Annotated in this window: 23 protein-coding genes; 8 read left to right on the top strand and 15 right to left on the bottom strand. The window is 64.8% G+C overall.

The features are described 5' to 3' along the window. The gene (locus ACM0PY_RS17635; protein WP_061480468.1) at positions 1-1,017 is read left to right on the top strand and encodes a class 1 fructose-bisphosphatase; all 1,017 of its coding nucleotides are present in this window, start codon (positions 1-3) and stop codon (positions 1,015-1,017) included. A 108-nt stretch (positions 1,018-1,125) separates the two neighbouring features. Continuing rightward, positions 1,126-1,833, top strand: coding sequence for a 2OG-Fe(II) oxygenase (locus tag ACM0PY_RS17630; protein WP_032957940.1), 708 nt, complete (start codon positions 1,126-1,128; stop codon positions 1,831-1,833). A 55-nt stretch (positions 1,834-1,888) separates the two neighbouring features. Here ACM0PY_RS17630 and ACM0PY_RS17625 read toward each other — a convergent pair whose 3' ends face one another. The 15 genes from ACM0PY_RS17625 to dnaA form a co-directional block, all read right to left on the bottom strand. Next, positions 1,889-2,980, bottom strand: a complete 1,092-nt coding sequence (locus ACM0PY_RS17625) for a PA0069 family radical SAM protein (protein ID WP_134972765.1) — start codon at positions 2,978-2,980, stop codon at positions 1,889-1,891. Between the two features lie 125 nt (positions 2,981-3,105). Further along, the gene (locus tag ACM0PY_RS17620) at positions 3,106-3,849 is read right to left on the bottom strand and encodes a pyridoxine 5'-phosphate synthase (RefSeq protein WP_180885162.1); all 744 of its coding nucleotides are present in this window, start codon (positions 3,847-3,849) and stop codon (positions 3,106-3,108) included. Between the two features lie 9 nt (positions 3,850-3,858). Beyond that, entirely contained in the window at positions 3,859-4,128 is a 270-nt protein-coding gene (locus tag ACM0PY_RS17615) for a hypothetical protein (protein WP_005421192.1), read from the bottom strand. Positions 4,129-4,168: 40 nt separating this feature from the next. After that, the gene (cls, locus tag ACM0PY_RS17610; RefSeq protein WP_134972778.1) at positions 4,169-5,629 is read right to left on the bottom strand and encodes a cardiolipin synthase; all 1,461 of its coding nucleotides are present in this window, start codon (positions 5,627-5,629) and stop codon (positions 4,169-4,171) included. A gap of 164 nt (positions 5,630-5,793) precedes the next feature. Continuing rightward, entirely contained in the window at positions 5,794-6,207 is a 414-nt protein-coding gene (locus tag ACM0PY_RS17605) for an ExbD/TolR family protein (protein ID WP_005411740.1), read from the bottom strand. 3 nt (positions 6,208-6,210) lie between these two features. After that, positions 6,211-6,636 (bottom strand): ExbD/TolR family protein, encoded by a 426-nt coding sequence (locus ACM0PY_RS17600; protein WP_005421196.1) that lies wholly within the window; start codon positions 6,634-6,636, stop codon positions 6,211-6,213. Positions 6,637-6,697: 61 nt separating this feature from the next. Continuing rightward, on the bottom strand, positions 6,698-7,459 hold the full coding sequence (gene exbB / locus ACM0PY_RS17595) for a TonB-system energizer ExbB (RefSeq protein ID WP_005411738.1): 762 nt from the start codon (positions 7,457-7,459) through the stop codon (positions 6,698-6,700). Positions 7,460-7,553: 94 nt separating this feature from the next. Continuing rightward, positions 7,554-8,219: an energy transducer TonB gene (locus ACM0PY_RS17590; protein WP_414609407.1), complete on the bottom strand. Its 666-nt coding sequence runs from the start codon at positions 8,217-8,219 to the stop codon at positions 7,554-7,556. A 143-nt stretch (positions 8,220-8,362) separates the two neighbouring features. Continuing rightward, positions 8,363-9,556 carry a tetratricopeptide repeat protein gene (locus ACM0PY_RS17585; protein ID WP_061480436.1) on the bottom strand — a complete coding sequence of 398 codons (1,194 nt, stop codon included), beginning with the start codon at positions 9,554-9,556 and terminating at the stop codon, positions 8,363-8,365. Between the two features lie 132 nt (positions 9,557-9,688). Continuing rightward, positions 9,689-10,495 carry a M48 family metallopeptidase gene (locus ACM0PY_RS17580; protein ID WP_061480435.1) on the bottom strand — a complete coding sequence of 269 codons (807 nt, stop codon included), beginning with the start codon at positions 10,493-10,495 and terminating at the stop codon, positions 9,689-9,691. Positions 10,496-10,566: 71 nt separating this feature from the next. After that, on the bottom strand, positions 10,567-11,415 hold the full coding sequence (locus tag ACM0PY_RS17575; protein ID WP_049417132.1) for a CPBP family intramembrane glutamic endopeptidase: 849 nt from the start codon (positions 11,413-11,415) through the stop codon (positions 10,567-10,569). Positions 11,416-11,482: 67 nt separating this feature from the next. Beyond that, positions 11,483-13,942 carry a DNA topoisomerase (ATP-hydrolyzing) subunit B gene (gene gyrB, locus ACM0PY_RS17570; protein WP_134971198.1) on the bottom strand — a complete coding sequence of 820 codons (2,460 nt, stop codon included), beginning with the start codon at positions 13,940-13,942 and terminating at the stop codon, positions 11,483-11,485. Between the two features lie 112 nt (positions 13,943-14,054). Continuing rightward, positions 14,055-15,149: a DNA replication/repair protein RecF gene (gene recF / locus ACM0PY_RS17565; protein WP_005421208.1), complete on the bottom strand. Its 1,095-nt coding sequence runs from the start codon at positions 15,147-15,149 to the stop codon at positions 14,055-14,057. A 987-nt stretch (positions 15,150-16,136) separates the two neighbouring features. Continuing rightward, positions 16,137-17,237, bottom strand: coding sequence for a DNA polymerase III subunit beta (dnaN, locus tag ACM0PY_RS17560; RefSeq protein ID WP_005411731.1), 1,101 nt, complete (start codon positions 17,235-17,237; stop codon positions 16,137-16,139). Between the two features lie 275 nt (positions 17,238-17,512). Beyond that, positions 17,513-18,844, bottom strand: a complete 1,332-nt coding sequence (gene dnaA / locus ACM0PY_RS17555) for a chromosomal replication initiator protein DnaA (RefSeq protein ID WP_061480432.1) — start codon at positions 18,842-18,844, stop codon at positions 17,513-17,515. 255 nt (positions 18,845-19,099) lie between these two features. On the opposite strand from dnaA, the gene rpmH reads away from it, so the two are divergent. The 6 genes from rpmH to ACM0PY_RS17525 all read left to right on the top strand — a co-directional run bounded on the left by rpmH (position 19,100) and on the right by ACM0PY_RS17525 (position 26,837). Further along, positions 19,100-19,240 (top strand): 50S ribosomal protein L34, encoded by a 141-nt coding sequence (gene rpmH / locus ACM0PY_RS17550; protein ID WP_005411729.1) that lies wholly within the window; start codon positions 19,100-19,102, stop codon positions 19,238-19,240. A 5-nt stretch (positions 19,241-19,245) separates the two neighbouring features. After that, positions 19,246-19,740 carry a ribonuclease P protein component gene (gene rnpA, locus ACM0PY_RS17545; protein WP_072168770.1) on the top strand — a complete coding sequence of 165 codons (495 nt, stop codon included), beginning with the start codon at positions 19,246-19,248 and terminating at the stop codon, positions 19,738-19,740. After that, positions 19,740-21,455, top strand: a complete 1,716-nt coding sequence (gene yidC, locus ACM0PY_RS17540) for a membrane protein insertase YidC (RefSeq protein WP_095378862.1) — start codon at positions 19,740-19,742, stop codon at positions 21,453-21,455. Before rnpA ends, yidC begins: the two co-directional genes overlap by 1 nt. A gap of 115 nt (positions 21,456-21,570) precedes the next feature. Next, positions 21,571-24,240, top strand: coding sequence for a polysaccharide deacetylase family protein (locus ACM0PY_RS17535; RefSeq protein WP_180885165.1), 2,670 nt, complete (start codon positions 21,571-21,573; stop codon positions 24,238-24,240). Positions 24,241-24,243: 3 nt separating this feature from the next. Then, positions 24,244-25,593: a tRNA uridine-5-carboxymethylaminomethyl(34) synthesis GTPase MnmE gene (gene mnmE / locus ACM0PY_RS17530; RefSeq protein ID WP_134971194.1), complete on the top strand. Its 1,350-nt coding sequence runs from the start codon at positions 24,244-24,246 to the stop codon at positions 25,591-25,593. A gap of 137 nt (positions 25,594-25,730) precedes the next feature. Beyond that, positions 25,731-26,837 (top strand): glycerophosphodiester phosphodiesterase family protein, encoded by a 1,107-nt coding sequence (locus ACM0PY_RS17525; RefSeq protein ID WP_180885167.1) that lies wholly within the window; start codon positions 25,731-25,733, stop codon positions 26,835-26,837. Positions 26,838-26,939 lie beyond the last annotated feature (102 nt).

Below are 26,939 nucleotides of genomic sequence, written 5' to 3'. Positions count from 1 at the left end.
ATGTCCCGTACTTCGTTGACCCGCTTCCTGATCCAGGAACAGCACGCCGGCCGCATCAATGCCGACCTGCGCCAGCTGATCGCGGTCGTCGCCCGCGCCTGCACCAGCATCTCCATCGCCGTCAGCAAGGGCGCCCTCGGTGGCGTGCTCGGCGACGCCGGCACCGGCAACGTGCAGGGCGAAGCGCAGAAGAAGCTGGACGTCATCAGCAACGAGATCCTGCTCGAAGCCAATGCCTGGGGTGGCCACCTTGCCGCCTGCGCCTCGGAGGAAATGGACCACAGCCAGCCGGTGCCGGACATCTATCCGCGCGGTGATTTCCTGCTGCTGTTCGACCCCCTCGATGGCAGCTCCAACATCGACGTCAACGTCTCCGTCGGCACCATCTTCTCGGTGCTGCGCTGCCCGACCAACGTCGAGCTGCCGGGCGATGACGCCTTCCTGCAGCCGGGCAGCAAGCAGATCGCCGCTGGCTACTGCATCTACGGGCCCAGCACCCAGCTGGTGCTGACCGTCGGCCACGGCACGCACGCCTTCACTCTGGACCGCGAGAAGGGCGAGTTCGTGCTGACCACCGAGAACATGCAGATTCCGGCGGCCACCCAGGAATTCGCCATCAACATGTCCAACCAGCGTCACTGGGAAGCGCCGATGCAGGCCTACGTCAGTGATCTGCTGGCCGGCAAGGAAGGCGCGCGCGGCAAGAACTTCAACATGCGCTGGATCGCCAGCATGGTGGCCGACGTGCATCGCATCCTGACCCGCGGCGGCATCTTCATCTACCCGTGGGACAAGAAGGATCCGTCCAAGGCCGGCAAGCTGCGCCTGATGTACGAAGCCAACCCGATGGGCCTGCTGGTCGAACAGGCCGGCGGCGCCGCCTGGACCGGCCGCGAGCGCATCCTCGACATCCAGCCTGATCAGCTACACCAGCGCGTGCCGGTGTTCCTGGGTTCGCGCGAGGAAGTGGCCGAAGCGGTGCGTTACCACCACGCGCACGACGAAGCGAAGGGCTGACGGCTCAACGCCTGACGGCGGTCATGGCAGTTCGATGACATGACCCCAGGGTGACACCGCGGGCGGCAAACGGCACCATCAAGCCGTTGCCGCCGAAGGAATGCACGCATGCACGAGCAGGGCCCGGTCGATTTCATCGAGGTCATCCACAACGCCGTCCCCAGTGAGGTCTGCGCGGCCATCGTCGAGCGCATGCGTGCCACGCGTGGCCTGCTGCCCGGTGCGGTGGGCAGTGGCGTGTTCCCGGAACTCAAGCACAGCAAGGATCTGCGCATCAGTGGCCTGGACGGCTGGCAGGATGTTGATCAGCAGCTGCAGATTGCGGTGTTCAACGGCCTGCTGACTTATCTACGCCGTTATCCACAGGCGTTGATTGCCCCGCTGATGTTGCAGATCCAGGACAGCAATGGCCAACCGCGACGCCTGTCTGCCGAGGACTTCCCCGACATGCCGCAACAGCAGCTGGCCGACCTGGCCCGCACCTGCCTGCGTCCGGGTGCGATCAACCTGCAGTGGTACGCCGCGGGCGAGGGTGGCTACCCGTACTGGCACTGCGAGCTGTACCCGAAGGATGCGCAGGCCGAGACCCTGCACCGGCATGTACTGTGGACGCTGTACCTCAATGACGACTTCGACGAGGGCGAAACCGAGTTCCTGTTCCAGGGGCGGAAGATCGCGCCGCGCACCGGCAGTTTGCTGATTGCGCCGACGGCGTTCACCCACACCCATCGCGGCAATCGGCCACAGGGTGGCGACAAGTTCATCGCCACCAGCTGGATCCTGTTCCAGAGTGCGCAGAAGTTGTTTGGGGGGTGACGCCGAACTGCTCGTCGGCCTTGATGTACAGTCGAGCCATGCTCGACTGATGGCCTCAGAACAACGACCCTTGCGGCGAATCCTTCTTCGGCGGCAGCGGCTTCTGGAACCGGCTGCAATCCAGCTTCGGCCAATGGCTGTTCTGAGCATTGAATCCCAACCGCTTGCGCGCCAGCTTGAAGCGGTTGTTCAGCAGATCGGCATACACACCCTGGCCGCGCATGCGGGTGCCGAACTGGCTGTCGTAGTCCTTGCCACCACGCAGCTGCTGGATGGTACTCATCACGTGCGCGGCGCGATCGGGATGATGGGTATCGAGCCAGTCGCGGAACAGCGGCGCCACTTCCAGCGGCAGGCGCAGCAGCACGTAGCCCGCGGTACTGGCGCCGGCATCGTGCGCAGCCTCCAGCACCGCTTCAAGTTCGCTGTCGTTGATCCACGGAATCACCGGCGCCACCATGACTCCCACCGGGATACCCGCGTCATGCAGGCGCTTCATCGCGCGCAGCCGCGCATGGGGCGCTGATGCACGCGGCTCCAGCTTCGCGGAGAGATGCGGGTCCAGCGAGGTCACCGAGAAATGCACGCTGACCAGGTTCTCCGCCGCCAGCGGCGCGAGCAGATCGATGTCGCGCTCGACCAGTGCGTTCTTGGTGATCAGCGAGAACGGATGCCTGGTCTCCAGCATCACTTCAATCAGCTGGCGGGTGAGCTTGAACTTGCGTTCGATCGGCTGGTACGCATCGGTGTTGATGCCCAGCGCGATCGGCTGCGGCACGTAACCGGGTTTCGACAGTTCCTTGCGCAGCAGCTGAGGCGCATTGGTCTTGGCGAACAGCTTGGTCTCGAAGTCCAGGCCAGGTGACAGGTTCAGATAGGCATGGGAAGGGCGCGCGAAGCAGTAGGAACACCCATGCTCACAACCGCGATACGGATTCACCGACTGGCTGAAGCCGACGTCTGGCGAAGTGTTGCGGGTGATGATGCTGCGCGCGGTCTCGGCGCGCACCTCGGTGCGCAGGCGCGGCGCGAGGAACTCCTCGCTCTCATCGGTCGCCCAGCCGTCGTCCACCGCCTCGCTGACGGTGCTTTCGAAGCGTCCGGCGAGGTGGGACGTGGAACCTCGGCCCTTGATCGCAATACCCATTGCGGCAGGGTACGTCGCCACCGTCTCAATGGCTGCGACGGCTGTCTGAAGGGTTCAGGGCAAGTCTGAGCCGAGCGTGGGCTCGGCGCTGTAGAGCCGAGCCCATGCTCGGCTGCATCCATCGGTCAGAGCAGGGCCAGATAGCCCCGCACGGTGGCATCCAGCCCGTCATACAGTGCCTCGCCGATCAGCGCGTGGCCGATCGACACTTCCAGCACATCCGGCACCTGGGCCAGGAAGTCGCGCAGGTTGTCCTGTGACAGGTCATGGCCGGCATTCACTCCCAGCCCCACTGCCTGCCCCCGCCGCGCCGCAGTGGCGAACAGTTCGAGCATTGCCGCAGCGTCGCCCGCCGCATGCGCCTCTGCGTAGGGGCCGGTGTACAGCTCGATGCGGTCGGCACCAACCTCGGCGGCCTGCTCCAGCAACGGGTTGCCCGCATCAACGAACAGGCTGACCCGGCAGCCCATCGCCTTCAGTTGGGCAATCAACGGGCGCAAGCGCTCGGCGTCGCGTTCGAAGTCAAAACCGTGGTCGGAGGTGATCTGGCCATCGCCGTCGGGCACCAGGGTGGCCTGCGCCGGACGGGTCTGTTCGCACAGCGGCAGCAGCCCCGGGTACCCCTCGCGCGGGGGCGCAAATGGATTGCCCTCGATGTTGAATTCAACGCCACGGGCGCGGGTCAACGTGGACAGGGCCAGCACGTCCTCGGCGGTGATGTGGCGGCGGTCCGGCCGCGGATGCACGGTGATGCCATGCGCGCCGGCATCCAGGCAGGCCTGGGCGGCGCGCACCACGTCCGGTTCGGCACCGCCGCGCGAATTGCGCAGGACGGCGATCTTGTTGACGTTGACGCTGAGCTGGGTCATGGAACGGAACTACTTGGAAAGAGGGGACGGATCGTTGTCGTTGGCGTCATCGTTGCGGCGCGCCTGGGCCTGCTCGCGCAGGCGGCGCAGTTCCTCGGCATCGATCAGGGTGGCCGGGTCGCGCTGCAGGTCGCCGAAACGGGCCACGTAACGACCGCGTACCCAGGCCAGCAGGAAGCCGAGCGCAGCCAGCAGGCACAGGGTCATCAACCCCGCGCTTGGGGTCTTCAGCGCGAAGGCAAAGCAGCCCAGCGCCAGCAGCAGGTACAACCAGTACATAGTCGGGCTCCCCGGATGATCGCCGCAGTGTAGCGCTGCATCACAGCAGCGGCGAGGCCAGCCGGGCGAAGGCCTCGGGCAGGCGGTGCAGCCACAGCGAGCGCCCGGCCTGGTCATGCACCCGGGTGGCGCGATCGAATTCACCCTGCAGCAGCTCGGCCAGGGCCGCCACGCGGTCCCGGTCGCTGATCATCATCGACAGCTCGAAGTTCAGGCGGAAGCTGCGGTGGTCGAAGTTGGCACTGCCGACAATGCAGACGTCGTCGTCGGCGATGAACGCCTTGGTGTGCAGCATGCGCGGGCCGTACTCGTAGATCTTCACGCCGGCATGCAACAGTTCGTCGAAGTACGAGCGCGCGGCCTGGGTGACGAACCAGGAATCGCTCATTTTCGGTACCAGCAGGCGCACGTCCAGGCCGCCCAGCGCGGCCGAAGTCAGCGCCATCCGCGCCGCTTCACCCGGCACGAAATAGGGCGTCACCAGCCACACCCGCTCGTGCGCTTCCTGGATGGCGGCGACGTGCAGCCGGTGGATCGTCTCCCAGCCCGAATCCGGGCCGGAGACCAGTACCTGCGCGTTGATCGCGCCATCCCCGCGCAGCGGCATATCGGCCGGCCACAAGCGGGCGATATCCATCCGCGAGGGTTCCTGGCCACTGGCGTAGAGCCAGTCCTCGGCGAACACCAGCTGCAGACTGCGCACCACATGACCGCGGATGCGCATGTGCAGGTCGCGATAGGCGTCGGGCCTGCGGCTTTCGTCTTCCTCGTCGGTGATGTTGATGCCGCCAGTGAAGGCCAGGCGGCCATCGACAATCACCAGCTTGCGGTGCGTGCGCAGGTTCAGCCACGGGCGCTTGAACGGTTTCAGCAGCTGCCGTGGGTGGAACCAGATCGCTTCACCGCCAGCCTCGAGCAGGGGCTGCAGGAAACGGCGGGGCAGGGCGGATGAGCCCACCGCATCCAGCAGCAGGCGCACCTGCACACCGGCACGTGCGCGCTCGACCAGGGCATCGCGCAGGGCGGTGCCTGCGTGATCCGGATTGAAGATGTAGTACTCCAGATGGATGTGATCGTGCGCCTGTGCAACGGCTTCCAGCAAGGCCGCGTAGGTCGCCGCACCGTCCACCATCCAGGTCACTTCGGTGGCACTGCTTGGGGCCAGTCCGGTCGTGGCCTGGGCCACCTTGGCCAGTTCGGTGCAGTCCGAATCGGGCGGGCAGACATCGCTGTAGTGCTCCATGCCCGAGCGTGCACGGCCACGACGCAGCCGTTGCCGCTTCACCTTCTGCGGGCCCAGCAGGTAGTAGATGAAGAGCCCGAGATAGGGGAGCAGTGCCAACGAAAGGATCCAGCTCAGCGTGGCCACCGGCTCGCGCTTCTGCAACATGATCCAGCCCGCCAGCGCGAACAGGTACAGCAGGTAAGCCACCGCCAGGATCGTGCCGAGGTGGGCGATACCGTCGAGCCAATGGCGCAGGGAATCGAAGAGGGCAAGCATGCGCCGATCATAGCGGCGCATGCTGCCGGATGGGGTCAGATCCCTTTTCCGAAGGAAAGGCGATCTGACCCCATCCCATGTGCCAGGACGAGAACAAAAAAAAACGCCCCTGTCTCCAGGGGCGTCTGCAGTCGCGTCATGACTGTTGTGTTGCGGTGTCGCGTTTACTGCTGCACAAAACCGATCTTCTTCATCTGAGCATTCTTCGCGGCGGCCAGAACCTTGGCCATCACGTCGTACTCGGAATCCGGGCTGGCGTCGATGCGCAGTTCCGGCTGGTTGGTCGGGTCACGCTGGACCTCCTGCTCCATCCGCTGCTGCAGCTCGCTGGTATTGATCGGGCTGTTGTTCCACGAGACCTGGTTGCTGGCGTCGATCTTCAGTTCGATCGGCGGCGGCGGTTCGACCAGCTGCGGCGGTGGGTTGAGCACGCGCTGCGGCAGGTCCACGGCGATCGGGTACGTCATGATCGGCGCGGTCACGATGAAGATGATCAGCAGAACCAGCATCACGTCCACGAGGGGCGTGACGTTGATGTCTGCCATGGGGCCCTTGCCACCACCACTACTGAATGCCATGGCTTATTGCCCCTTTTCTTTGGTCGCAACGAAGCCGACGTCCAGCATGCCCTGTTCCTGCGCGACCTTGGTCAGGTCGTTGATGACGCGCATCTTGGTGGTGCGGTCACCACGCAGGTTCAGCGGCGGCTGCGGGGTCTGCTGTGCGGCGGTCGCCAAGCGGGACTCGAGAGTCTGCTTGTTGATTTCTTCGTCGTTCCAGTAGATCGAGCCGTCTTCCTTGACTGCCAGCGTGATCGGGTTCGGACGCTTTTCAGCATCTTCCGGCTTCTGGATCAGGTTGGCTTCCGGCAGATCCACCTTGACCTTGTGGGACATCAGGGGCGCCGTGATGATGAAGATGATCAGCAGCACCAGCATCACGTCCACGAGGGGCGTAACGTTGATGTCGGCCATGGGGCCGCCGCTGTTACCACTACTGAAAGCCATAACGGGCTCCGTCTAGATCTTGGTGACTACTTACTTCGTCGCTGGGTGACGCGCGCCGCAATCAGCGGACGCGCGAACCGGTGGCGAAGAAGTCGTGCAGGTCGTGCGCGAAGGTATCGAACTTGCTGATGGTCGCGCTGTTGATCTTGCTGAAGAAGTTGAAGGCGAACACGGCCGGGATTGCGACGAACAGACCGATCGCGGTCATGATCAGCGCTTCACCCACCGGGCCGGCAACGGCGTCGATCGAAGCGGAGCCGGTGGCACCGATCTTGATCAGCGCGCCGTAGATGCCCCACACGGTACCCAGCAGACCGACGAACGGAGCGGTCGCGCCGACGGTGGCCAGCAGGGTCATGCCCGACTGCAGCTTGTTGCTTTCGCGGGTGACGGCCTGACGCAGAGCGCGGTCGACGAACTCCGAACGGCTCAGGTTCTCACCGACGCCGCCGGTAGCACCGCCTTCAGCGCGCTGGTGGTGGGCGGCTGCCTGGGCAGCGTCCAGGGCGATCTTCGAGAACGGCTCCGAAGCCGGCTGCTCTTCCATCGCACGGATGGCGTCCTGCGCGTTCGGGGTGTCCCAGAACAGGCTGACGACGCGATCAGCGGCACTCTTCAGGCGGGTGGCACGGAAGATGTTGATGACGGTCCAGTACCAGGACATGGCCGACATGGCGATCAGGGTCAGCAGCACGACCCAGGAAACCGCGAAATCACCCGGCTTGGTGGTCATTTCGTGGATCAGGTGCTCGAAGCCCATCTGCGACAGGGCGTTGGACGGATTGCCCCCGGCAGCAGCGGCGATGAAAATTTCCTGCAGCATGACGCTTACCTTTGTTGTGTGTGGTGATAAAGGGTGTAGCTAAGCTAAACAATCGAACCGGGAGCGGGGGTGGCCAGGCGGCCACCCGGGCGCATCAGTTCAGCGCAAAGTTGACCGGGACGCGAACGCGACCTGCCGTCTTCTTACCGCCTGCTTCAGCGGCGTTGAAGCGCCACTTGCGAGCCGCTTCCATCGCAGCACGGTCCAGGTCGCGGTTACGGCTGGACTTTTCCACCGTGACATTGGTGACGTTGCCGCTGGCATCGACATCAATGATCAGGATCACTTCGCCCTGGATACCTGCGCGGAAGGCTGCCGGCGGGTAGCGCGGCGGATTCATGGCCTTCGACGAGATGTCCACGCTGGCCTCGATCGAGGTCGGCGGTGCCGGCGGCGCCGGAGGCGACGGCGGGGTGACGATATCGTTCGGGCGCGGCTCCGGTACGTCGACAACCGGCGCCTGCGGCGGCGGCGGTACGGGCGACGGCTTCGGCGGCGACAGATTCTTCACCGGCGGTGGCGGAGTATCCTGCGGCGGCGGCGGCGGCGGCGGCGGGGGCGGCGGCGGCGCGTCGACGATGGTCACCATGACGTTGCGCTCCTTCTCCGCGACGGCCTTGGGAGCCACGGCGGGAATCAGGAGCATCATGAAGGCGGCCAGATGCAGGGCAATTACAAACGCGATGCCGACGATGCGAGGCCAGCTCAGCCCCTTGTCATCGGGTTGTTCGTACCGGTGAACGACTAGTTGTTCCGTCATGCGCCAAGAGCTCAATAGTGGGGCCGGAATCCCGGGGGCGGGATCCCTGATCAGCGGTGCATGACACCGCAGGAACCTCCAAGCTTATACCAATCCTGAGCGCCTGCGCATCAACTGAGCAGGCATTCAGGCGTTATTCCTACTTACTTCAGGTTGATGATTTTTTTGGCATCAGCCTGGTTCTTCACGCCCTTCGCCAGCGCCTGCTGGGCGGCCTGCTTGGCCTCGGGGACGCGACCTTCGGCATGCAGGACGCGTGCCAGGTTCAGGTAGGTCTCACCGTCCTTGGAGAGCGGGGCGGCCTTCTGCCACGCATCGATCGCCTGCGGCACCTGGTCGGAGTAGTAGTAGGACTGGGCCAGCGCCAGGTAGACCTGGTAATCCGGCTTCAGGATGCCCTTCTGCAACCCTTCGTTGATGACCGCAATGACGTCCTTTTCCTTGTTCTCGGTGTTGGCATAGATCGAGTACAGCTGCTTGTACTCGCGCTCTTCGGTGAGCTGGCCGCTGCTGCGCAGCTTGTCCATCACCGCGGCGGCCTTCGGCATCTGGTCAGCCTGCATGTACATGTTGGCCAGATTCAGCTGGGCCTTCTTGTCCGACGGGTTCTTGGCCGCCAGCGCTTCTGCGGCCTGCACGGCCTCACCGGTCTGGCCGGCTTCGGAAAGGGCCGCCATCAGCAGCTGGTTCCAGTTGTCCTTCGGCTCGGCAGCGCCCGCGATGGCCTGCTTCAGCACCGGGATCGCTTCCTGGTAGCGCTCCAGCTGGTACAGTGCCTGGCCCTTGGCAATCAGCTCTTCCGGCTTGGTCGACTTGCTCTCGGCGAAGTACTTGTCCAGGGTGGCCAGGCCTTCGGCAGTCTGGTCTTCCTGCAGCTGCAGCTGGCCCAGCATCAGCATCGACTGGAAGTGGCCGTTGTTGTCCAGGCCGTTGAACTGGATGACCTGCTTCAGGTAGGCGATGGCGGCCGGGGTATCGTCGGTCTGGTAGGCGGCCTGTGAGGCCAGCTGCGCGGCCAGCGACTTGTCGTACTCGTTGGAGGCGCTGTCAGCCAGGATCGCGTCAGCCTGCGTGCGCGTCTCCGGGAACTTTTCCTTGTTGTAGCTGTCGATCATTTTCTGCAGCTTGCTGCCCATCTTGGCCGAGGCCTTGACGGTCGGCTCCTGGCGGGTCGCATTCGGGTACAGCGGTTCGGCCTTGGCCTGCTTGCTGCTGCCGCCGCGGCTGCCACGGTCGGAGGAACGCGAGGACTGCGCGAAGGCATCGGTGACCACGGCGCCGGTCAGGGCGGTCGCGACGAGGACGGAAAGCACAGCTTTGTGGTTACGGAAAATCATCGTTCACCTCGATCGAACCGCCGGATAGCGGCAAAGTCGGACTGTCAGAAAAATCTGAGCCGCCAAACGTATCAGAAACAGATGGCGTGAGAAATCGTTTTATGTGCTGCAATACAGCATAGAACTGCGCACTCATCCGCACTTTGGCCGCAGCCCGGCCGCCTGCGCCTGCTGATAGACCGGCGCCAGGCCCGGTGCGTCACGTCGCAGCTCCTGGATCCGGTTGGCCGGATCGGGGTGGGTGGACAGCCATTGCGGGCTGCGACCACCACTGGCGGCCATCATGTTCTGCCACAGATCGACCGCCTGCGCCGGGTTGAAACCGGCCTGGGCCATCAGCCGCTGGCCGATGACATCGGCCTCGCTTTCCTGGGTCCGCGAGCCTGGCAGCAGAAAGGCCGCCTGCGCACCCATGCCGCCCAACTGGTTGACCGTACTGGCGGCACCATCGCCATAGGCGGCACCGGCCAGCGCGCCCAGCACGGCCAGGCCGGTCTGCGCGCCCATCTGCCGGGTAATGCGTTCCTCGTGGTGACGGGCGATCACGTGGCCGATCTCATGACCGATCACGGCAGCCAACTGGTCCTGGTTCCTGGCAACGGTGAAGATGCCGGTGTTCACGCCCACTTTGCCGCCGGGCAGGGCAAATGCGTTGGGTTCCTTGTCGACGAATACGGCAGTCTCCCACCGTACCCCACGGTACTGGGGTGGCAACTGCGCCACCAGCGCGTTGACCACGCACTGCACGTAGCCGTTCTGGCGGCCATCGGTGCTGATCTTCTCTTTCTGCTTGGTCTCGGCAAACGCCTGCGCACCGAGCTGGTCAAGCTGTGCCTGCGACACGCCGCCCACCATCTGCCGTCGTCCGGTTGGCGAGGTGGTGGTCGCACAGGCACTGACCACGGTGGTGATGACTAGAGCCAGCAGCAGTTGTTTCATGGGTCCGCCCCCGTGTTCATGTGCGCAGTGTGTAGCGTACCTGCTTAATCTTTCGTCAAGCGGGCACGGCGTTACGTTGACCCCAGGAACACCATTGCGGCGAGCGCGACCGCGTTGTTCAGCGCATGCGCGGCAATCGCCGCCCACAGAGTGCCGGTGCGGCGGTACAGCCAGCAGAAGGCGGCGCCCATGCCACCGTACACCAGCCACAGCTGCGCCATGCCCAGCAGCGAGTTCTTGCTGACACCGGGCACTTCATGGACCAGGGCGAACGCCAGGCTGCTGAGGATCAGGCCCAGCCAGGGGCGGCCGGCCTGCCACAGGCGCCCGAACAGGACGCGGCGGAACAGCAGCTCTTCGTAGGCGGGGGCGAGGACGACCGCAAACAGCACCAGGAACAGCGGGAAGCGAGCGATTGCGCTCTGCATCAGTTCCACGTTGGTGGGCACCGGCTCGATGCCGAACTGCTTGGAAAGGAAGGCGATGCCGTTGCTGCCGAGCACGATCAGCGTGGCCACCAGCAGGGTCCAGCCCCAGGTGGACGGCCGCAGCAACGCCTGTCGCGACGCCATGCGTTCGCCGGCGTTTGCCGGGCGTCGCCAGAAGTACAGCAGCAGCGCGGCGCCACCGGTGGCGATCAGGGCCATCAGGATCTGCGCCAGGGCACCGGGCTGGCCCACTGCCGCGCCGACGGCGTCAGGTGTCAGTCCACCGCCATTGGCCTCGGCGTTGGCGCGGCTGACCACGATTGCACGGTAGAAGCCCCAGAACAGGCCGGTGACCATGCTCAGGCCGACCAGGGTAACGGCGGCGATGCCCAGGTCGATGAAGAAGCCTGCCAACGGTGCCACGGCGCGCGGTGGGGCAGACACCGGCGGAACCGGAGGCGGGGCGGCGGAGACCGGGGTGGATGCGGACATCAGGTACCTGTGTTCAAGGGACGAAGGCCGGTGCAGCTCCCCGCGCACCGGCCAGGTCCCGATTGTGTCAGATATCCAGGTTGGCGACCTTCAGCGCATTGTCTTCGATGAAGTCGCGACGCGGCTCGACGACATCGCCCATCAGGGTGCTGAAGATCTGGTCGGCAGCGACCGCATCCTCGATGCGCACCTGCAGCAGGCGACGGGTCTCCGGGTTCACCGTGGTATCCCACAACTGCTCCGGATTCATTTCACCCAGACCCTTGAATCGCTGGATCTGGCGGCCGCGCTTGGCCTCCTCGAGCAGCCAGTTCTGCGCCTTCGCGAAGCTGTCGACTTCGATCGACTTGGCGCCGCGGGAAATCGTTGCACCTTCGCGCACCAGGCCGTGCAGCAGCTTGGAGGCCTGGTGGATCGCACGCAGTTCGCCACTCTCGAACGCCGACATCGGCAGCACCTGGATGTGCTCCTCGCCCATGTGGCGACGGGTCACCAGCACGGCGGCCGGGCGCTCGTCGTTGGCTTCCTGCAGTTCCAGGCTGAAACGCGGGCTGCCCAGGCTGCCCTGGTTGAGGCGCTTGGCCAGCGCATCCAGGCCTTCGCCTTCGCCCGCATTGCGCAGGCTGTCCATGTCCATCGGCACGAAATCGACCAGCGCTTCGAGCAGGTTGCGGTCATAACGGTGCGCGTTGCGTTCGATGGAATCGAGCGCGGCGGCGTAGGCCAGCAGCAGCTTCTCCAGCGCCAGGCCTTCGATGCCGGGCTCGCCGGTGGCCGGCACCAGTGAAGCGTTTTCCACTGCGCTGCTGGCCAGGTAGCTGTCCAGCGCCGGGTCATCCTTCAAGTACAGCTCCTGCTTGCCCTGCTTGATCTTGTACAGCGGCGGCAGGCCGATGTAGACGTAACCGCGCTCGATCAGCTCCGGCATCTGACGGTAGAAGAACGTCAGCAGCAGGGTGCGGATGTGGGCGCCGTCGACGTCGGCGTCGGTCATGATGATGATCTTGTGGTAGCGCAGCTTGTCCGGGTTGTACTCGTCGCGGCCGATGCCGGTACCCAGTGCGGTGATCAGCGTACCGACCTGGTCGGAGGACAGCATGCGGTCGAAGCGCGCGCGTTCCACGTTGAGAATCTTGCCGCGCAGCGGCAGCACCGCCTGGTTCTTGCGGTTGCGGCCCTGCTTGGCCGAGCCACCTGCCGAGTCACCCTCGACGATGAACAGTTCGGACAGCGCCGGGTCCTTTTCCTGGCAGTCGGCCAGCTTGCCCGGCAGGCCGGCGATGTCCAGCGCGCCCTTGCGGCGGGTCAGGTCGCGGGCCTTGCGCGCAGCTTCACGCGCACGCGCGGCATCGACGATCTTGCCGGCGATCGCCTTGGCTTCGTTCGGGTTTTCCTGCAGGAACTCTTCCAGGCGCGCACCGAAGGCGTTTTCCACCGCCGGACGCACGTCGGAGCTGACCAGCTTCTCCTTGGTCTGGCTGGAGAAGCTCGGGTCCGGCACCTTCACCGACAGCACCGCGATCATGCCTTCGCGCATGTCGTCGCCGGTCAGGTTGATCTTGGCCTGCTTGGCGATGCCGTTCTGCTCGATGTAGTTACTGAGCACGCGGGTCAACGCACCGCGGAAACCGGCGAGGTGAGTACCGCCGTCCTTCTGCGGGATGTTGTTGGTGAAGCAGTACATCGTCTCCTGGTAGGAGTCGGTCCACTGCAGCGCCACCTCCACGACGATGCCGTTGTGCTCGCCGGTGACGGAGATGACATTCGGGTGCAGCGGGGTCTTCAGCTGGGCCAGATGCTCCACGAAGCTGCGGATGCCGCCTTCGTAGTGGAAGTCATCGCGACGGCCGTCGCCGCGCTCGTCGGCAAGAACGATCTTGACGCCGGAGTTCAGGAACGACAACTCGCGCAGACGGCGGGCCAGGATGTCGTAGTGGAATTCCACGTTGTCGTGGAAGGCGACGGTGGACGGCCAGAAGCGCACGGTGGTGCCACGCTTGGTGGTGGCTTCCAGCTTGGCGAGCGGGGTCACGGCCGCGCCGTTGCTGAATTCCTGCTGGTAGTGGGAGCCGTTCTGGAACACGTCCACCAGCAGCTTCTGCGACAGCGCGTTGACCACGCTGACGCCGACGCCGTGCAGGCCGCCGGAAACCTTGTAGCTGTTGTCGTCGAACTTGCCGCCTGCGTGCAGGACGGTCATCACCACCTCGGCGGCGGAGACCTCGCGACCGAGCTTGGCGCTCATCTGCTCGTGCTTGCCGGTCGGAATGCCGCGGCCGTTGTCGGACACCGAGACCGAGCCGTCAGCGTGGATCGTCACCGCGACATGGTCGGCGTGGCCGGCCAGCGCTTCGTCAATCGAGTTGTCGACAACCTCGAACACCATGTGGTGCAGACCGGTGCCGTCATGCACGTCACCGATGTACATGCCGGGTCGCTTGCGGACAGCCTCCAGGCCTTCCAGGGCGGTAATGCTGTTGGCGTCGTAATTGCCGTTGTTTGCCGGGGTGTTCTGTTCGTCGCTCATTGCGCTTGCCGTAGGCTCCGCAGGTCGGGCACCGCTTGGGGCGATGTGCCGAGAATGAAAGGATTCCAACCCGAATTATACCAGCCGGGGTCGAGTGGCCCTGATGTGCCCACTATGGCACAGCCACGATCTGTGCATGTTCCACGTGGAACCGGGCGATCTGGGTCAATTCCTGCAGGGCCGCCGGAGGCTCAGTAGCGGTGACGAAGATCTGCGCCGGGCCGGTGAGCAGGCGCTCCAATACCCGCGCCTGGTGGGTCCGATCCAGTTCGGAGGCCAGATCGTCCAGTGCGATCACCGGCCATTCGCCGCGCTGTTCTGCATAGTCCTCGGCCTGCGCCAGCAGGCACGCCAATGCGGTCAGCTTGGCCTGACCGCGTGACAATGCATCGCGACCAGGAATGCTGTGGAAATCCACGCTCCAGTCCGCCCGGTGCGGCCCAACCGAGGTGTACCCGGCCTGGCGGTCACGATCCCGGGCCAGAAGCAGAGCATCTGCCAGGGGAAGCTCATGCCGACGCCAGCCCGGACTGAGTTCCAGGGCCTGGATGCCGAGTTGCGGCGCCAAACTGGCAGCCAGCGCCACGGCACGCTGCTGCAGCCGCTCCAGGTAGTGCTGACGCCGGCTGGTAAGGGGCTCTCCGGCCTCAGCCAACTCGTGATCCCAGGTGTCCAGCATCCGCGACGGGCCGCCCTGCTTGAGCAGGGCATTGCGCTGCTTCAGCGCCCTTGAATAGCGGCGCCACAAGGACAGGAAATCAGGTTCCACGTGGAACAAACCCCAATCCAGAAAGCGACGGCGGGGCTCGCCACCGCCGCTGACCAGCGCATGGCTGCCGGGCTCAAACGTCACTACCGCCAGCGCTGCGCAGAGGTTGCCGAGCTGAGCCACATCTTCACCGTCCAATCGTCCCTTCCAGTCCTGCCCACTGTGGCGCAGGCCGGCCTTTCGGCGATGCGGCGCGTGGTCGGCACGCTGTTCGTCCCATTCCACGAAGATCTCCAGCGCCTCCTGGCCCTGGCGCACCAGTCCATCGCGAACCCTGCCGCGGAAGCTCCGGCCATAGGCCATCAGATGCAGGGCCTCCAGCACGCTGGTCTTGCCGGCACCGTTGTCGCCAGTGAGCAGGTTCAGCCCCGGCTGGGGCAAGAGATCCACCGCACTGAAGCGACGCAGTTGGTGCAAGGCGAGGCGGCGGATAAGCATGGGGCGCGAACGACCATCCGCTCGAGGCGGTAGAGGGGAAGGGAATCCATCAGCTTACTGCATCGGTCAAGCCGGACGCGCTGCACCCGCATCGATGCGGAGCAGAAGCTCCCGCGCACCAACTGATCGCGGGTTCCACGTGGCACCGGTTCACCGGCATGCCCGTTTCCAGCTCCGGACGCAGCTGAAATTCCTTCAATTCTGCACAGGGTTGCGGGGCGTGGCCCGCCAGATTTCAACGATTTCAGGACCACTGCCGCAGGTGTTTGATGAGCGCTTGCCCGGCCGGGTGAGCGGGCGGGCGCCCGGATTCCTCCAAATCTGAGATCCGATGCCCTGGGAGGTTCCACAGATTTCAAAGAATCCGGACCATTCGTTTCACGCTGTCCACAGCGGGACTGTATGACTTATACACAAGGTATGGGCAATTTGTGGATAAAAAAGCCCTTCTGCCTGGGTCTGGAAACTATCCACAGGTTCCCCCCCAGCCTGAGGCGCCTCTATACAGGGGGTTTCACCCTCATAAATTCCTTTTAAATCATGCAGATAACACATTTTTCCACGAAATCTGGCTCTACCATCACCACCATGCTTTAGATTTATACCCAGATTTAGAAGCTAGGCTTGGCCCGATCTGTCCCGAATGGGTCCTGTGGACAGAGAGGATTTCAGGAACAGCGAGCACGGTCGCCGCAGCGTGGATGCGCTTCGGCATCCGACCAGACAGGTCCATAGCAACTGCGTTGAGACCCCAGGTATCGGCCCCGATCAAACATGATTCGGAGGCAGTCCCTGGCATCGACTCAAAGTCCCGTCGCCAGTTCGGCCTGGGAAGCAAAGCGCACGCAACCGGGTCCATCAAGGAAGATGCTGTCCGTTCGAAATCCGTGCTGGAAAGGGTTCAGCCCGATGATCCACGTGGAACGTAAAAAAAACGCCCGGGAAAATCCCGGGCGTCGTTCGGTTCCACGTGGAACAGCGCTGCTGTCAGAGACGCAGCGGCATCACCACGTGACGCGACTTCTCGCTGCTGGACTCACGCACCAGCGCCGAGGAGTTGGAGTCGCGCAGCTGGATGATGACTTCCTCATCGCGCAGGGCGGAGAGGGCATCCAGCAAGTAGTTCACGTTGAAGCCGATGGCGAGATCGCTGACCGTGGTATCGGCTTCGATCTCTTCCTGGGCTTCCTCCTGCTCCGGGTTGTGCGCGCTGATCTTCAGGTTGCCCGGCGACACTTCCACGCGGATGCCGCGGTACTTCTCGTTGGACAGGATCGCAGCGCGCTGCAGCGAGGCGCGCAGCGCTTCACGATCAACCTTCACTTCACGGTCGGCACCGATCGGAATCACCGCTTCGTAATCCGGGAAACGGCCGTCGATCAGCTTGGAGGTAAAGGTGACATCGTCGCGCTTGACGCGGACGTGGCTGCGGCCGACTTCCAGCTCGATCTCGCGATCACCGCTTTCCAGCAGGCGCTGCAGTTCGGTCACGCCCTTGCGCGGCACGATGATCTGGCGCTTGGAACCGCTCGGCTTGGCCAGGTCGGTTTCACACAGCGCCAGACGGTGGCCGTCGGTGGCAACGGTACGCAGGGCGTCACCGCGCAGATCGAACAGCAGGCCATTGAGGTAATAGCGCACGTCCTGCTGCGCCATCGCGAACGCAGTGCGCTCGATCAGCTCCTTCAGGGTCGCTTCGCCGATGGCCACGCGCTCAGTGGCTTCCACTTCGTCAACCGACGGGAAGTCATTGGAGGGCAGGGTGGCCAGGGTGAAGCGGCTGCGACCGGCCTGCACGGTGATCTTGTCACCGGTCTGCGAGACGGTAATCCGGCTGCCGTCGGGCAGGGCGCGGATGATCTCGAACAGCTTGCGGGCGGGAATGGTGGTTTCGCCGTCCTGGGCGTCTTCAACCGCGATCCGCGACACCATCTCCACTTCCAGGTCGGTACCGGTCAGCGACAGCTGGCCGTTCTGCACCTGGACCAGGAAATTGGCCAGAACCGGAAGGGTCTGGCGGCGTTCGACCACGTTGACGACCTGTGCCAACGGCTTGAGAAAGGCTTCGCGCTGCAGTGTGAAACGCATGTGGTTCCGTGCCCCTATGCTTTAAAAAATGTGGAATAAATCAAAAGCTTGGTGGTGCTGGTAGAGACAGAATCGCTGGAAAACAATGCTAAGTCTTTGTAAATAAAGGAGTTTCAGGCATCGAAACCCTCTGTATTACCGACCCCCAAGGGGTGGGGAAAGCTGTGGATAAATTCGACGGGATTTCAGACGCCATTTTTATCCACAACGTGTCCCGCGCTTGCTACCGGATTCTGCACCGTTTTGTGCGATGACGCCTCATCGGCATCCGTGCATCATTCGCTCAGCTTCCGGATCAGCTTGTCCCAGTCTTCGCGGAGCTTGCCGTCGGTTTCCATCAGGGTCCGGATCTGGCGGCAGGCATGCAGCACCGTGGTGTGATCGCGACCGGCAAAGGCGTCGCCGATCTCGGGCAGGCTGTGCTCGGTCAGTTCCTTGGTCAGGGCCATGGCGACCTGGCGGGGGCGAGCGAGCGAGCGGGTCCGACGCTTCGACAGCAGATCCTTGATCTGCAGGCCGTAGTAGTCGGCAACGGTTTTCTGGATGTTGGGAATGCTGATCGCCTGCTGCTGGGCGCGCAGCAGGTCGCGCAGGGTTTCCTGAGCGAATTCGGTGGTGATCGCGCGGCCGGTGAAGTTGGCGCGGGCGGTCAGGGTATTAAGCGCGCCCTCGAGGTCGCGCACGTTGGAGCGCATCTTCTTGGCGATCAGGAACGCAACATCATCGGGAATCTCGGCACCGCGTTCGCGCGCCTTGGCCAGCACGATCGCGGCGCGGGTCTCGAAGTCCGGCGGTTCGATCGCGACCGACAGGCCCCAGGCAAGCCGCGACTTCAGGCGCGCTTCCAGGCCTTCGACCTCGCGCGGATAGCGGTCACAGGTCAGGATGATCTGCTGCTTGCCATCGAACAACGCGTTGAAGGTGTGGAAGAACTCTTCCTGCGTGCGGTCCTTGCCGGCGAAGAACTGGATGTCATCGATCAACAGCGCGTCCACCTGCTGGAACTGGCGCTTGAACTGATCCATGGTTTTTTCCTGCAGGGCCCGGATCATGGCGCTGAAGAACTGTTCCGAACGCAGGTACAGCACCTTCGCGACTGGATTGGCCTGGCGCATCGCGTTGCCGGCGGCGAACATCAGGTGGGTCTTGCCCAGGCCGGTGCCTCCGTACAGCAACAGCGGGTTGTGGGCCCGGTCGCCCGGCTTCTGCGCTGCCTGGAAGGCAGCGGCCAGGCCCAGCTGGTTGCTGCGCCCTTCGACGAAGTTGGCGAAGGTGTAGTGATTGTCCAGATTGCCGGCAAACGGCACCTGCGGTTCGCTGGACACAGGCGCCGACGACGTGGAAACCGGCGCGTTCTGCGCCTCCACGGGGCGCGGGCGCGAGCCGATTTCAAGAAAAACGTCGCTGAAACCGGCGAAGTGAGCCAGCAGTTCGCGTATCCGGGCCAGGTACAGCTCGCGGACCTGGTCGACGATGAAGGCATTCGGTGCATACAGCACCAGGCTGTCCACGCGCAGATCGGCCTGCAGCGGCTTCAACCAGGTATGAACGTCTTCCGGCGGGAACTCCGCTTCGAGGCGCTCGAGACTACGGGACCAAGCATCCATCAGCAATAATCGTCCGGTGGCCGGGGCATGGACGCGACAAGGCGCCCAAACACAGGCCGGAAAGGGGGGAAATGGATGGCTCAGACTACCACCGAGCGCCCGCCTTCGGAATGCTTGTCCCCTACTTATTCACAAAAACATCCACAGCTATTGCACAGCCCGGTGAATTCGCGTAGTCCCCAGGGGTTGACGTGAGGGGGGAGACCTCTCTAGAATTTCCGGTTCTTTCCGTCCCATTCATACGAGAGGCCCCCAATGGCCACGAAGCGCACCTACCAGCCCAGCAACCTCAAGCGTAAGCGCGACCACGGCTTCCGTGCCCGTATGAAGACCGCTGACGGCCGCAAGATCCTGTCGCGTCGCCGCGCCAAGGGCCGCAAAGTCCTGAGCGCCTGATTGCCATGCCGCACCCTGCGGCAGACGCAATCCCTTCGACAGTGAATACTGCAGACCCGCGCAAGCGATTCCCTCGCTCTGCGCGGGTTCGCACGCGTGCCGAATACTCAACGGTCTTCAACGGCGCCCGCCGTGTGTCCGATCCGCTGATGACCCTGCACTGGCTGCCGGCTGACCGGCCGGCCAGGCTGGGTCTGGCGGTTTCCCGCAAGGTCGATCCGAACGCCGTTGGGCGTAACCGGATCAAGCGCGTCCTGCGCGACATCCTGCGTCAGACACGTACCGATATCCAGCCAGGCGACTTCGTCGTCGTGGCCCGTAGTGCTGCGCGTTCCGCCAGCAACGACGAGATCCGCCAGGCCTTCCTGCGCCTGCTGCGTCGCCTGCGTGCATTGCCCGCGCCGGGCGTGGACGGCACAATGCCGCCGCCTGATGGCATCGCAACTCCTTCTTTGACCGAGCCGGCATCGCGTCCCGGCCCCGCCGAGCCTGTCCGCTGATGAACCAGACCCGCGTATTCCTCATTTTTGCCTGGCTGATGGTGGCCGTGCTGCTGTGGATGGAGTGGAGCCGTGAAAAGGCTGCTCCGACCCCGGCACCGACGACCACGTCGGCCCCGGCTGCCGTACAGAGTGTTCCGGGCGCTGCCTCGGGCAGCATTCCCAGTGCACAGGTCCCGGGCGCCCCGGGCCAGGCCGCTGTGCAGGCGCAGGCCAGTGCCACCCCGGCCAGCCAGCGCGTGACCGTCACCACCGACGTGCTGCGCCTGGTGCTTGATGGTGGCCGCGTGCTCGACGCCGAGCTGCTGCAGTTCCCGCAGACCAAGGACGAAGGCAGCCCGCCGGTTCGCCTGCTGACCGAAGACCCCGCGCATCCGTACAGCGCGATCAGTGGCTGGGCCAGCGAAGACAAGAACACCCCGGTTCCCGGCGCCGACGGCTTCAAGCTGGTCGGTGACACCAAGGACTTCGTGCTGGCCAAGGGCCAGAACGAGCTGCAGATCCCGTTCGTGTGGACTGCCGACAACGGCGTGACCATCAAGCGCACCCTGACTGTCTCGCGCAACGAGTACGCCGTGCGCTTCAAGGACGAAGTCAGCAATGCCGGCGCCGCGCCGTGGAACGGCTACGTCTACCGCACCCTGGACCGCACCCCGACCATCCTGTCGCGGAGCATGACCAACCCGGACTCCTTCAGCTTCAACGGTGCCACCTGGTACGACAACGACAAGAAGTACCAGCGTCGTGCGTTCAAGGACTACCTGGAAGACGGCACGCTCAACCAGAACATCACCGGCGGCTGGCTGGCGATGCTGCAGCACCACTTCTTCACCGCCTGGATCCCGCAGAAGGACCAGACCGCACACTACGTACTGTCGCAGGTGGCCGGTCGTGACCTGATCGAAGCGCGTGGCCCGGCCTTCACCGTGGCCCCAGGCCAGTCCACCAGCACCGAAGCCCGCCTGTGGGTCGGCCCGAAGCTGGTCAACCTGATTGCCAAGGAAGACGTGCCGGGCCTGGACCGCGTGGTCGACTACAGCCGCTTCTCGATGATGGCGGTGATCGGCCAGGGCCTGTTCTGGGTGCTGAACCAGGTGCACAAGCTGGTGGGTAACTGGGGCTGGGCGATCGTCGGCCTGGTGGTGCTGCTGAAGCTGGTGCTGTACCCGCTGTCGGCGACCCAGTACAAGAGCGGTGCCAAGATGCGTCGCTTCCAGCCGCGCATCGCGCAGCTGAAGGAACGCTATGGCGATGACCGCCAGAAGTTCCAGACCGCAATGATGGAGCTGTACAAGAAGGAAAAGATCAATCCGATGGGCGGCTGCCTGCCGATCCTCATCCAGATGCCGATCTTCTTCGCTCTGTACTGGGTGCTGGTGGAATCGGTCGAACTGCGCCAGGCGCCCTGGTTCGGCTGGATCCAGGACCTCACTGCTCGCGACCCGTACTTCATCCTGCCGGTGATCAACGTGGCGGTGATGTGGTTCACCCAGAAGCTGACCCCGGCACCGGGCATGGACCCGATGCAGCAGAAGATGATGCAGTTCATGCCGCTGGTGTTCGGCGTCATGATGGCCTTCATGCCGTCCGGCCTGGTCCTGTACTGGGTGGTCAACGGCGGCCTGGGCCTGCTGCAGCAGTGGTGGATGACCAAGCGCCATGGCGGCGAGCCGGTCCCGGCCACCACCGCTCCGGCCCCGGTCAAAAAGAAGTAATCGGTAGAGCCGGCCGCTGGCCGGCTGACCCCAGCAGAAGCCCGCCGCAAGGCGGGCTTTTCGCATGCGGCGTTAGAATCGCCTGCACACCGTTCCTCCCATCTTCGAGTCCGCCATGCGTGCGTCGTCGTTCCGCCTGTTCCTGCCCTCGCTGCTGTTGACCCTGGCCGTAGCGGGCTGTGGCGACAAGGACGCGAAGGTGCCGGCGAGCACGGTCACCCAGCCCAGCGCGCAGGCCGCCGCCGCTGCCGATCCGGCCGCCGCGCCGTTGCTGGCCGCGCTGCAGAAGCAACTCGATGGCTACCGCCGGATCATCGTGCTGCTGCCCGACGAGGAGCAGCAGTCGACCGCCGACCGCGGCACCTCCACGCGTGTGGGACAGCAGCTGTTCCACGATGGCCTGGAACAGCGCACGACCATCGCCGCGCAGTTCGACACCCTGCTGCGCGGTTCCAGCCCGCAGCGCTTTGCCACTCTCGGCACGGTGCTGGACTACATCGAGTCTGCGCCGGAACTGTTCGACGCCGATCGCCTGGCCTTCCGTGAAGTGCTGCGTGACCTGCATGAGCGGGTCGGCACCGATTCCTCGCTGCCGGCGGTGAAGCTGCACCAGCGCATCGGTGAGGATCTGGAAGCGCTCGATGAGATCGAGCGCAACTACAACCAGGAACTGACCCGCATCTTCAGCCGCTTCGAGCGCACCCGCGCCATCGAACTGAAGCGCGAGAAGTGGGACGACTACATCGCCCACCTGCACAAGGACTACAGCCGTGAAGCGATCCTGCGCGACTACGGGGTGATCGAGCCCTATCCGATGTCGATGAAGGACAGTGACCGCGAGATCTTCGGCCGAGACCTGCCGGCCAAGACCGTGGTGCTGACCTTCGACGACGGTCCGCACAAGGCCTACACCGATGAAGTGGTGGCCATCCTCAAGCGTTACGACGTGCCGGGCGTGTTCTTCGAAGTGGGCCGCAACCTGGGCAAGGTCGAGGCCGATGGCAAGGTCAGCCTCGGCCCGATGGCGAAGATCAGCCGCAACCTGATGGAACAGGGCTATGCGGTCGGCAACCACAGCCTGACCCACGCCCAGCTGTCGCGCACCACCGGCGACGCCCTGCGCCAGCAGGTGCTGGACACCGACACGCTGCTGAAGGATGTCGACAGCAAGCGCGCGCCGCTGTTCCGCTTCCCGTATGGTGCGCGCAATGCCGAAGGCCTGCAGCTGCTCAACGAGGCCGGGCTGAAGTCGATCATGTGGAACATCGACTCGATGGACTGGGCCGACCCGGTGCCGGAATCGATCGTGCAGCGCGTACTCGACCAGGTGAACAAGGAGCAGCGCGGCATCATCCTGTTCCATGACATCCACGATCGCGCAGTGAAGGCGCTGCCGCAGATCCTCGACCGGCTGATCGCCGAGGGTTACCAGTTTGCCGGCTGGAACGGCCGCGACTTCACCGTGGCCCGTGCGCGCAAGGGTGATGCCGCTGCCGCCACCGTCACCACCGGCTACGAGAAGTCGTGGGCGATCGTGGTCGGCATCGACAACTACGCCAAGTGGCCGAAGCTGGAATACGCCAGCCATGATGCGCAGGCGGTGGCCGATACCCTGACCGGGCAGTTCGGCTTCCCGTCCTCGCAGGTGATCGTGCTGAAGAACGAGCAGGCCACGCGCAACAACATCCTCGCGGCCTTCCACGACCGCCTGGCTGACGATCGCACCGGGAAGAACGACCGCGTGTTCGTATTCTTCGCTGGCCATGGCGCGACCCGCCAGCTCGCCTCAGGGCGCGACCTCGGCTACATCATCCCGGTCGATTCGGATCCGAAGGAATTCGCCACCGACGCGATTGCGATGACCGACATCCAGAACATCGCCGAAAGCATGCAGGCCAAGCATGCGATGTTCGTGATGGATGCCTGCTACAGCGGCCTGGGCCTGACCCGTGGCGGCCCGTCGTCGTCGTCGTTCCTGCGCGAGAACGCGCGTCGCAGCGCGCGGCAGATGCTGACCGCCGGTGGTGCCGACCAGCAGGTGGCCGATGCCGGCCCCAACGGCCACTCGGTGTTCACCTGGGTGCTGCTGCAGGCGCTGGCCGGCAAGGGTGACCTCAACGGCGACGGCCTGATCACCGGTACCGAGCTGGCCGCCTACGTGGCGCCGGCCGTATCGGCGGTCTCGCACCAGACCCCGGCCTTCGGCAGCCTGCCCGGTTCGCAGGGCGGCGAGTTCGTGTTCCAGGTGCCGGACAGCCAGGAATTCCTCAATGCCGATACGCGCCAGCTGACCGCCGATGCGATCGCGCTGAACAACAAGGTGGAGGCCGCCAGCGAGGCCAAGGGCAGCCAGGCACCGGTGACGGTGGCTGACCTGCAGGGCGGCAAGGCCAAGCTGGTAGTGCCCTCCGCCGGCCCGGCGTCCGACCGCCAGCGCGCGCAGCAGGCCAACGACCGTGGCCTGCAGCTGTACCGCGAGAAGCAATACGACGAGGCAGCCGCGCAGTTCACCGAAGCACTGAAGCTGCGTCCGGACTTCGCCCAGGCCGCCAACAACCTCGGCTTCGTCTACTACCGTCAGCAGCGCTACGCCGAAGCCGCACGCTGGCTGGAGAACACGCTGAAGATCGATCCGTCGCGTGCGGTGGCCTATCTCAACCTGGGCGATGCCTACTTCAACGCCGGCGACAAGGCCAAGGCGAAGCAGGCTTACACGACCTACCTGGCGCTGCAGCCGCAGGGCAGTGGTGCAGCGCAGGCACGCGCGCAGCTGGAGAAACTCTGAACCATGAACGACGCGATCCGCACCGACACCATCGTGGCCATCGCCAGCGCTCCGGGCGCTGGCGGTGTCGGCCTGCTGCGCCTGTCCGGTCCGCGCGCTGCGGCCATCGCCAACGCGTTGGGTGCGCCTGCATTGCGCCCGCGCCATGCGCACTACGCACGCCTGCGCGACGCCGATGGCGAGGTCATCGACGATGGCATCGTGCTGTGGTTCCCGGCACCGAACAGCTTCACCGGCGAAGAGGTGGTGGAACTGCAGGGCCACGGCAGTCCGGTCCTGCTGCAGCAACTGGTCGCGCGCTGCATCGCGCTCGGTGCGCGCCAGGCGCGGCCGGGCGAGTTCAGCGAACGCGCGTTCCTCAACGGCAAGCTCGACCTGGCCCAGGCCGAAGCCATCGCCGACCTGATCGCGGCCGGCGACAATCGCGCCGCGCGCGCCGCGCGACGTTCGCTGGATGGTGTGTTCTCGCGGCGCATCGACGCCGTGGTCGAGCAACTGGTGCTGCTGCGCATCCACGTGGAAGCGGCCATCGACTTCGCCGACGAACCGCTGGATACCCTCGGTGGCGCGCAGGTGCGGCGTGGCCTGGAACAGGCGCGCAGTGATCTGGCCCTGCTGCGCCGAGACGCCGAACGTGGCCGCCGCCTGCGCGATGGCCTGCATGCCGTGCTGATCGGTCCGCCGAATGCCGGCAAGAGCTCACTGCTGAACGCACTGGCCGGCAGCGAACGCGCCATCGTTACCGACATCGCCGGCACCACCCGCGACACGTTGCGCGAGACCATCCGCCTGGATGGCCTGGAGCTGACCTTGGTCGACACCGCGGGCCTGCGCGACGGCGGCGACGCCATCGAACGCGAAGGCATGCGCCGCGCCCACGTGGAAATCGAGCGCACCGACCTGGCGCTGATCGTGCTGGATGCGCGCGATCCGGCGGCCGGGCAGGCGGCGCTGGGTGATGCCGTGGCAGCGGTGCCGCACAAGATCTACATCCACAACAAGTCGGACCTGCTCGGTGTGCTGCCGGCGCTGGACGACCCGGACCGCGTGTTCGTTTCGGCCGCCACCGGCGCCGGGCTGGACGACCTGCATGCGCGCCTGCGTTCGATTGCCTCGGCCGGGGCAGGGGAGCAGGTGGATGGCGAGTTCTCCGCGCGCACGCGCCATGTGCATGCCATCGAGCGAGCGCAGGAACACGCGCAGCGCGCCGATGGCGAGCTGGCGCACGAGCACCTGGAGCTGGCCGCCGAGGAATTGCGGCTGGCGCATGATGCGCTGGGTGAGATCACCGGGCAGATGAGTGCCGATGATCTGCTGGGAAGGATCTTCTCCAGTTTCTGCATCGGCAAGTAACTGTAGAGCCGAGCCCGTGCTCGGCTGTTCTACCGGTCAGCCGAGCATGGGCTCGGCTCTACAGGTGCAGGCTTCCCCCACCTGTCATATTGCCGCCGCATACTGACGGCCATCACATACCGCTTGGGGAAGTCGCAGTGAAGTCGTGGGGTTGTGCGTTGCTGTTGTCGCTGGCCGTGGCACCATCGGTGGCCATGAGTGCTGAATCCTCCACCCCGGCCGCACCCAAGGTGTCGGTCTATGGTCATCGCGGCGCAAGCGCACTGCTGCCCGAGCACACCCTGGCGTCGTACGCGCAGGCGATCGCCGATGGCGCCGACTACATCGAACCGGACCTGGTGATGACCAGGGACGGGGTGATGGTGGCCCGCCACGAGAACGAGATCGGCGGCACCACCGACGTCGCCTCGCATCCGGAGTTCGCCAGCCGCCGCACGAGCAAGGTGATCGACGGTCAGAAGGTCGACGGCTGGTTCACCGAAGACTTCACCCTGGCCGAGCTGAAGACCCTGTACGCGCGTGAGCGCCTGCCGGAGCTGCGCAGTACTGCCTACGACGGCCAGTTCCGCATCGCCAGCCTGGACGAGATCCTGGCCTTCCTGGTGCAGCAGGCCGGGCGTGCCAACCGCGGCATCGGCCTGGTGCCGGAGATCAAGCACCCGACCTACTTCCAGTCCATCGGCCTGCCGATGGAAGACAAGCTGCTGGCCGCACTGCGTGGCAACGCGTACACCAATGTCGGGCCGGTCACGATCCAGTCGTTCGAGACCGCCAACCTGCGCTACCTGCGCGGCAGGATCGGCCGGGGCAGCAACATCCGGCTGCTGCAGCTGCTGTGGAAGGGCGATACCCAGCCGGCCGACATCGTCAAGGCCGGCGGCGCGCTGACCTATGCGCAGATGATGACCCCGGCCGGCCTGAAGGACATTGCCGGCTACGCCGATGGTATCGGCCCCGAGCTGCGTTCGATCATTCCACTGGATGCCAAGGGTGCGCTGGGCACGCCGACCTCGCTGGTACTTGATGCGCACGCCGCTGGCCTGATGGTGATTCCGTACACCTTCCGCCCGGAAAACCACTTCCAGCCCAGCAACCTGCGCAAGGGTGCCGACAGCGCGCGCAATGCCGAGGGATCGATTGCCGAGATGCGGGCTTACCTGGCGACGGGCATCGATGCGTTCTTCACCGATGACCCGGCGCTCGGCCGGCAGGCGGTGGATGGGATGGGCGCGGCGGGGAACTGATTCTCTTGGTAGTGCCGGCCGCTGGCCGAGCGCCGGGTCATCGGTGAAGAACGCATCGATGCCCGTCGCCAGGTAAGCCCGCATCTCGGCAATCGATCCCTC

It is taken from the genome of Stenotrophomonas sp. BR163, from assembly GCF_047520985.2.
In the GTDB taxonomy this organism is placed as follows: domain Bacteria; phylum Pseudomonadota; class Gammaproteobacteria; order Xanthomonadales; family Xanthomonadaceae; genus Stenotrophomonas; species Stenotrophomonas sepilia.
The sequence above is the reverse complement of the archived record's forward strand: the minus strand, read 5'-3'. Positions and strand labels throughout refer to the sequence as shown.

Coding starts and splice junctions, on each gene's coding strand:
- ACM0PY_RS17635 (WP_061480468.1), top strand. CDS start 1: ATGTCCCGTACTTCGTTGACCCGCTTCCTGATCCAGGAACAGCACGCC.
- ACM0PY_RS17630 (WP_032957940.1), top strand. CDS start 1,126: ATGCACGAGCAGGGCCCGGTCGATTTCATCGAGGTCATCCACAACGCC.
- ACM0PY_RS17625 (WP_134972765.1), bottom strand. CDS start 2,980: ATGGGTATTGCGATCAAGGGCCGAGGTTCCACGTCCCACCTCGCCGGA.
- ACM0PY_RS17620 (WP_180885162.1), bottom strand. CDS start 3,849: ATGACCCAGCTCAGCGTCAACGTCAACAAGATCGCCGTCCTGCGCAAT.
- ACM0PY_RS17615 (WP_005421192.1), bottom strand. CDS start 4,128: ATGTACTGGTTGTACCTGCTGCTGGCGCTGGGCTGCTTTGCCTTCGCG.
- cls (WP_134972778.1), bottom strand. CDS start 5,629: ATGCTTGCCCTCTTCGATTCCCTGCGCCATTGGCTCGACGGTATCGCC.
- ACM0PY_RS17605 (WP_005411740.1), bottom strand. CDS start 6,207: ATGGCATTCAGTAGTGGTGGTGGCAAGGGCCCCATGGCAGACATCAAC.
- ACM0PY_RS17600 (WP_005421196.1), bottom strand. CDS start 6,636: ATGGCTTTCAGTAGTGGTAACAGCGGCGGCCCCATGGCCGACATCAAC.
- exbB (WP_005411738.1), bottom strand. CDS start 7,459: ATGCTGCAGGAAATTTTCATCGCCGCTGCTGCCGGGGGCAATCCGTCC.
- ACM0PY_RS17590 (WP_414609407.1), bottom strand. CDS start 8,219: ATGACGGAACAACTAGTCGTTCACCGGTACGAACAACCCGATGACAAG.
- ACM0PY_RS17585 (WP_061480436.1), bottom strand. CDS start 9,556: ATGATTTTCCGTAACCACAAAGCTGTGCTTTCCGTCCTCGTCGCGACC.
- ACM0PY_RS17580 (WP_061480435.1), bottom strand. CDS start 10,495: ATGAAACAACTGCTGCTGGCTCTAGTCATCACCACCGTGGTCAGTGCC.
- ACM0PY_RS17575 (WP_049417132.1), bottom strand. CDS start 11,415: ATGTCCGCATCCACCCCGGTCTCCGCCGCCCCGCCTCCGGTTCCGCCG.
- gyrB (WP_134971198.1), bottom strand. CDS start 13,942: ATGAGCGACGAACAGAACACCCCGGCAAACAACGGCAATTACGACGCC.
- recF (WP_005421208.1), bottom strand. CDS start 15,149: ATGCTTATCCGCCGCCTCGCCTTGCACCAACTGCGTCGCTTCAGTGCG.
- dnaN (WP_005411731.1), bottom strand. CDS start 17,237: ATGCGTTTCACACTGCAGCGCGAAGCCTTTCTCAAGCCGTTGGCACAG.
- dnaA (WP_061480432.1), bottom strand. CDS start 18,844: ATGGATGCTTGGTCCCGTAGTCTCGAGCGCCTCGAAGCGGAGTTCCCG.
- rpmH (WP_005411729.1), top strand. CDS start 19,100: ATGGCCACGAAGCGCACCTACCAGCCCAGCAACCTCAAGCGTAAGCGC.
- rnpA (WP_072168770.1), top strand. CDS start 19,246: ATGCCGCACCCTGCGGCAGACGCAATCCCTTCGACAGTGAATACTGCA.
- yidC (WP_095378862.1), top strand. CDS start 19,740: ATGAACCAGACCCGCGTATTCCTCATTTTTGCCTGGCTGATGGTGGCC.
- ACM0PY_RS17535 (WP_180885165.1), top strand. CDS start 21,571: ATGCGTGCGTCGTCGTTCCGCCTGTTCCTGCCCTCGCTGCTGTTGACC.
- mnmE (WP_134971194.1), top strand. CDS start 24,244: ATGAACGACGCGATCCGCACCGACACCATCGTGGCCATCGCCAGCGCT.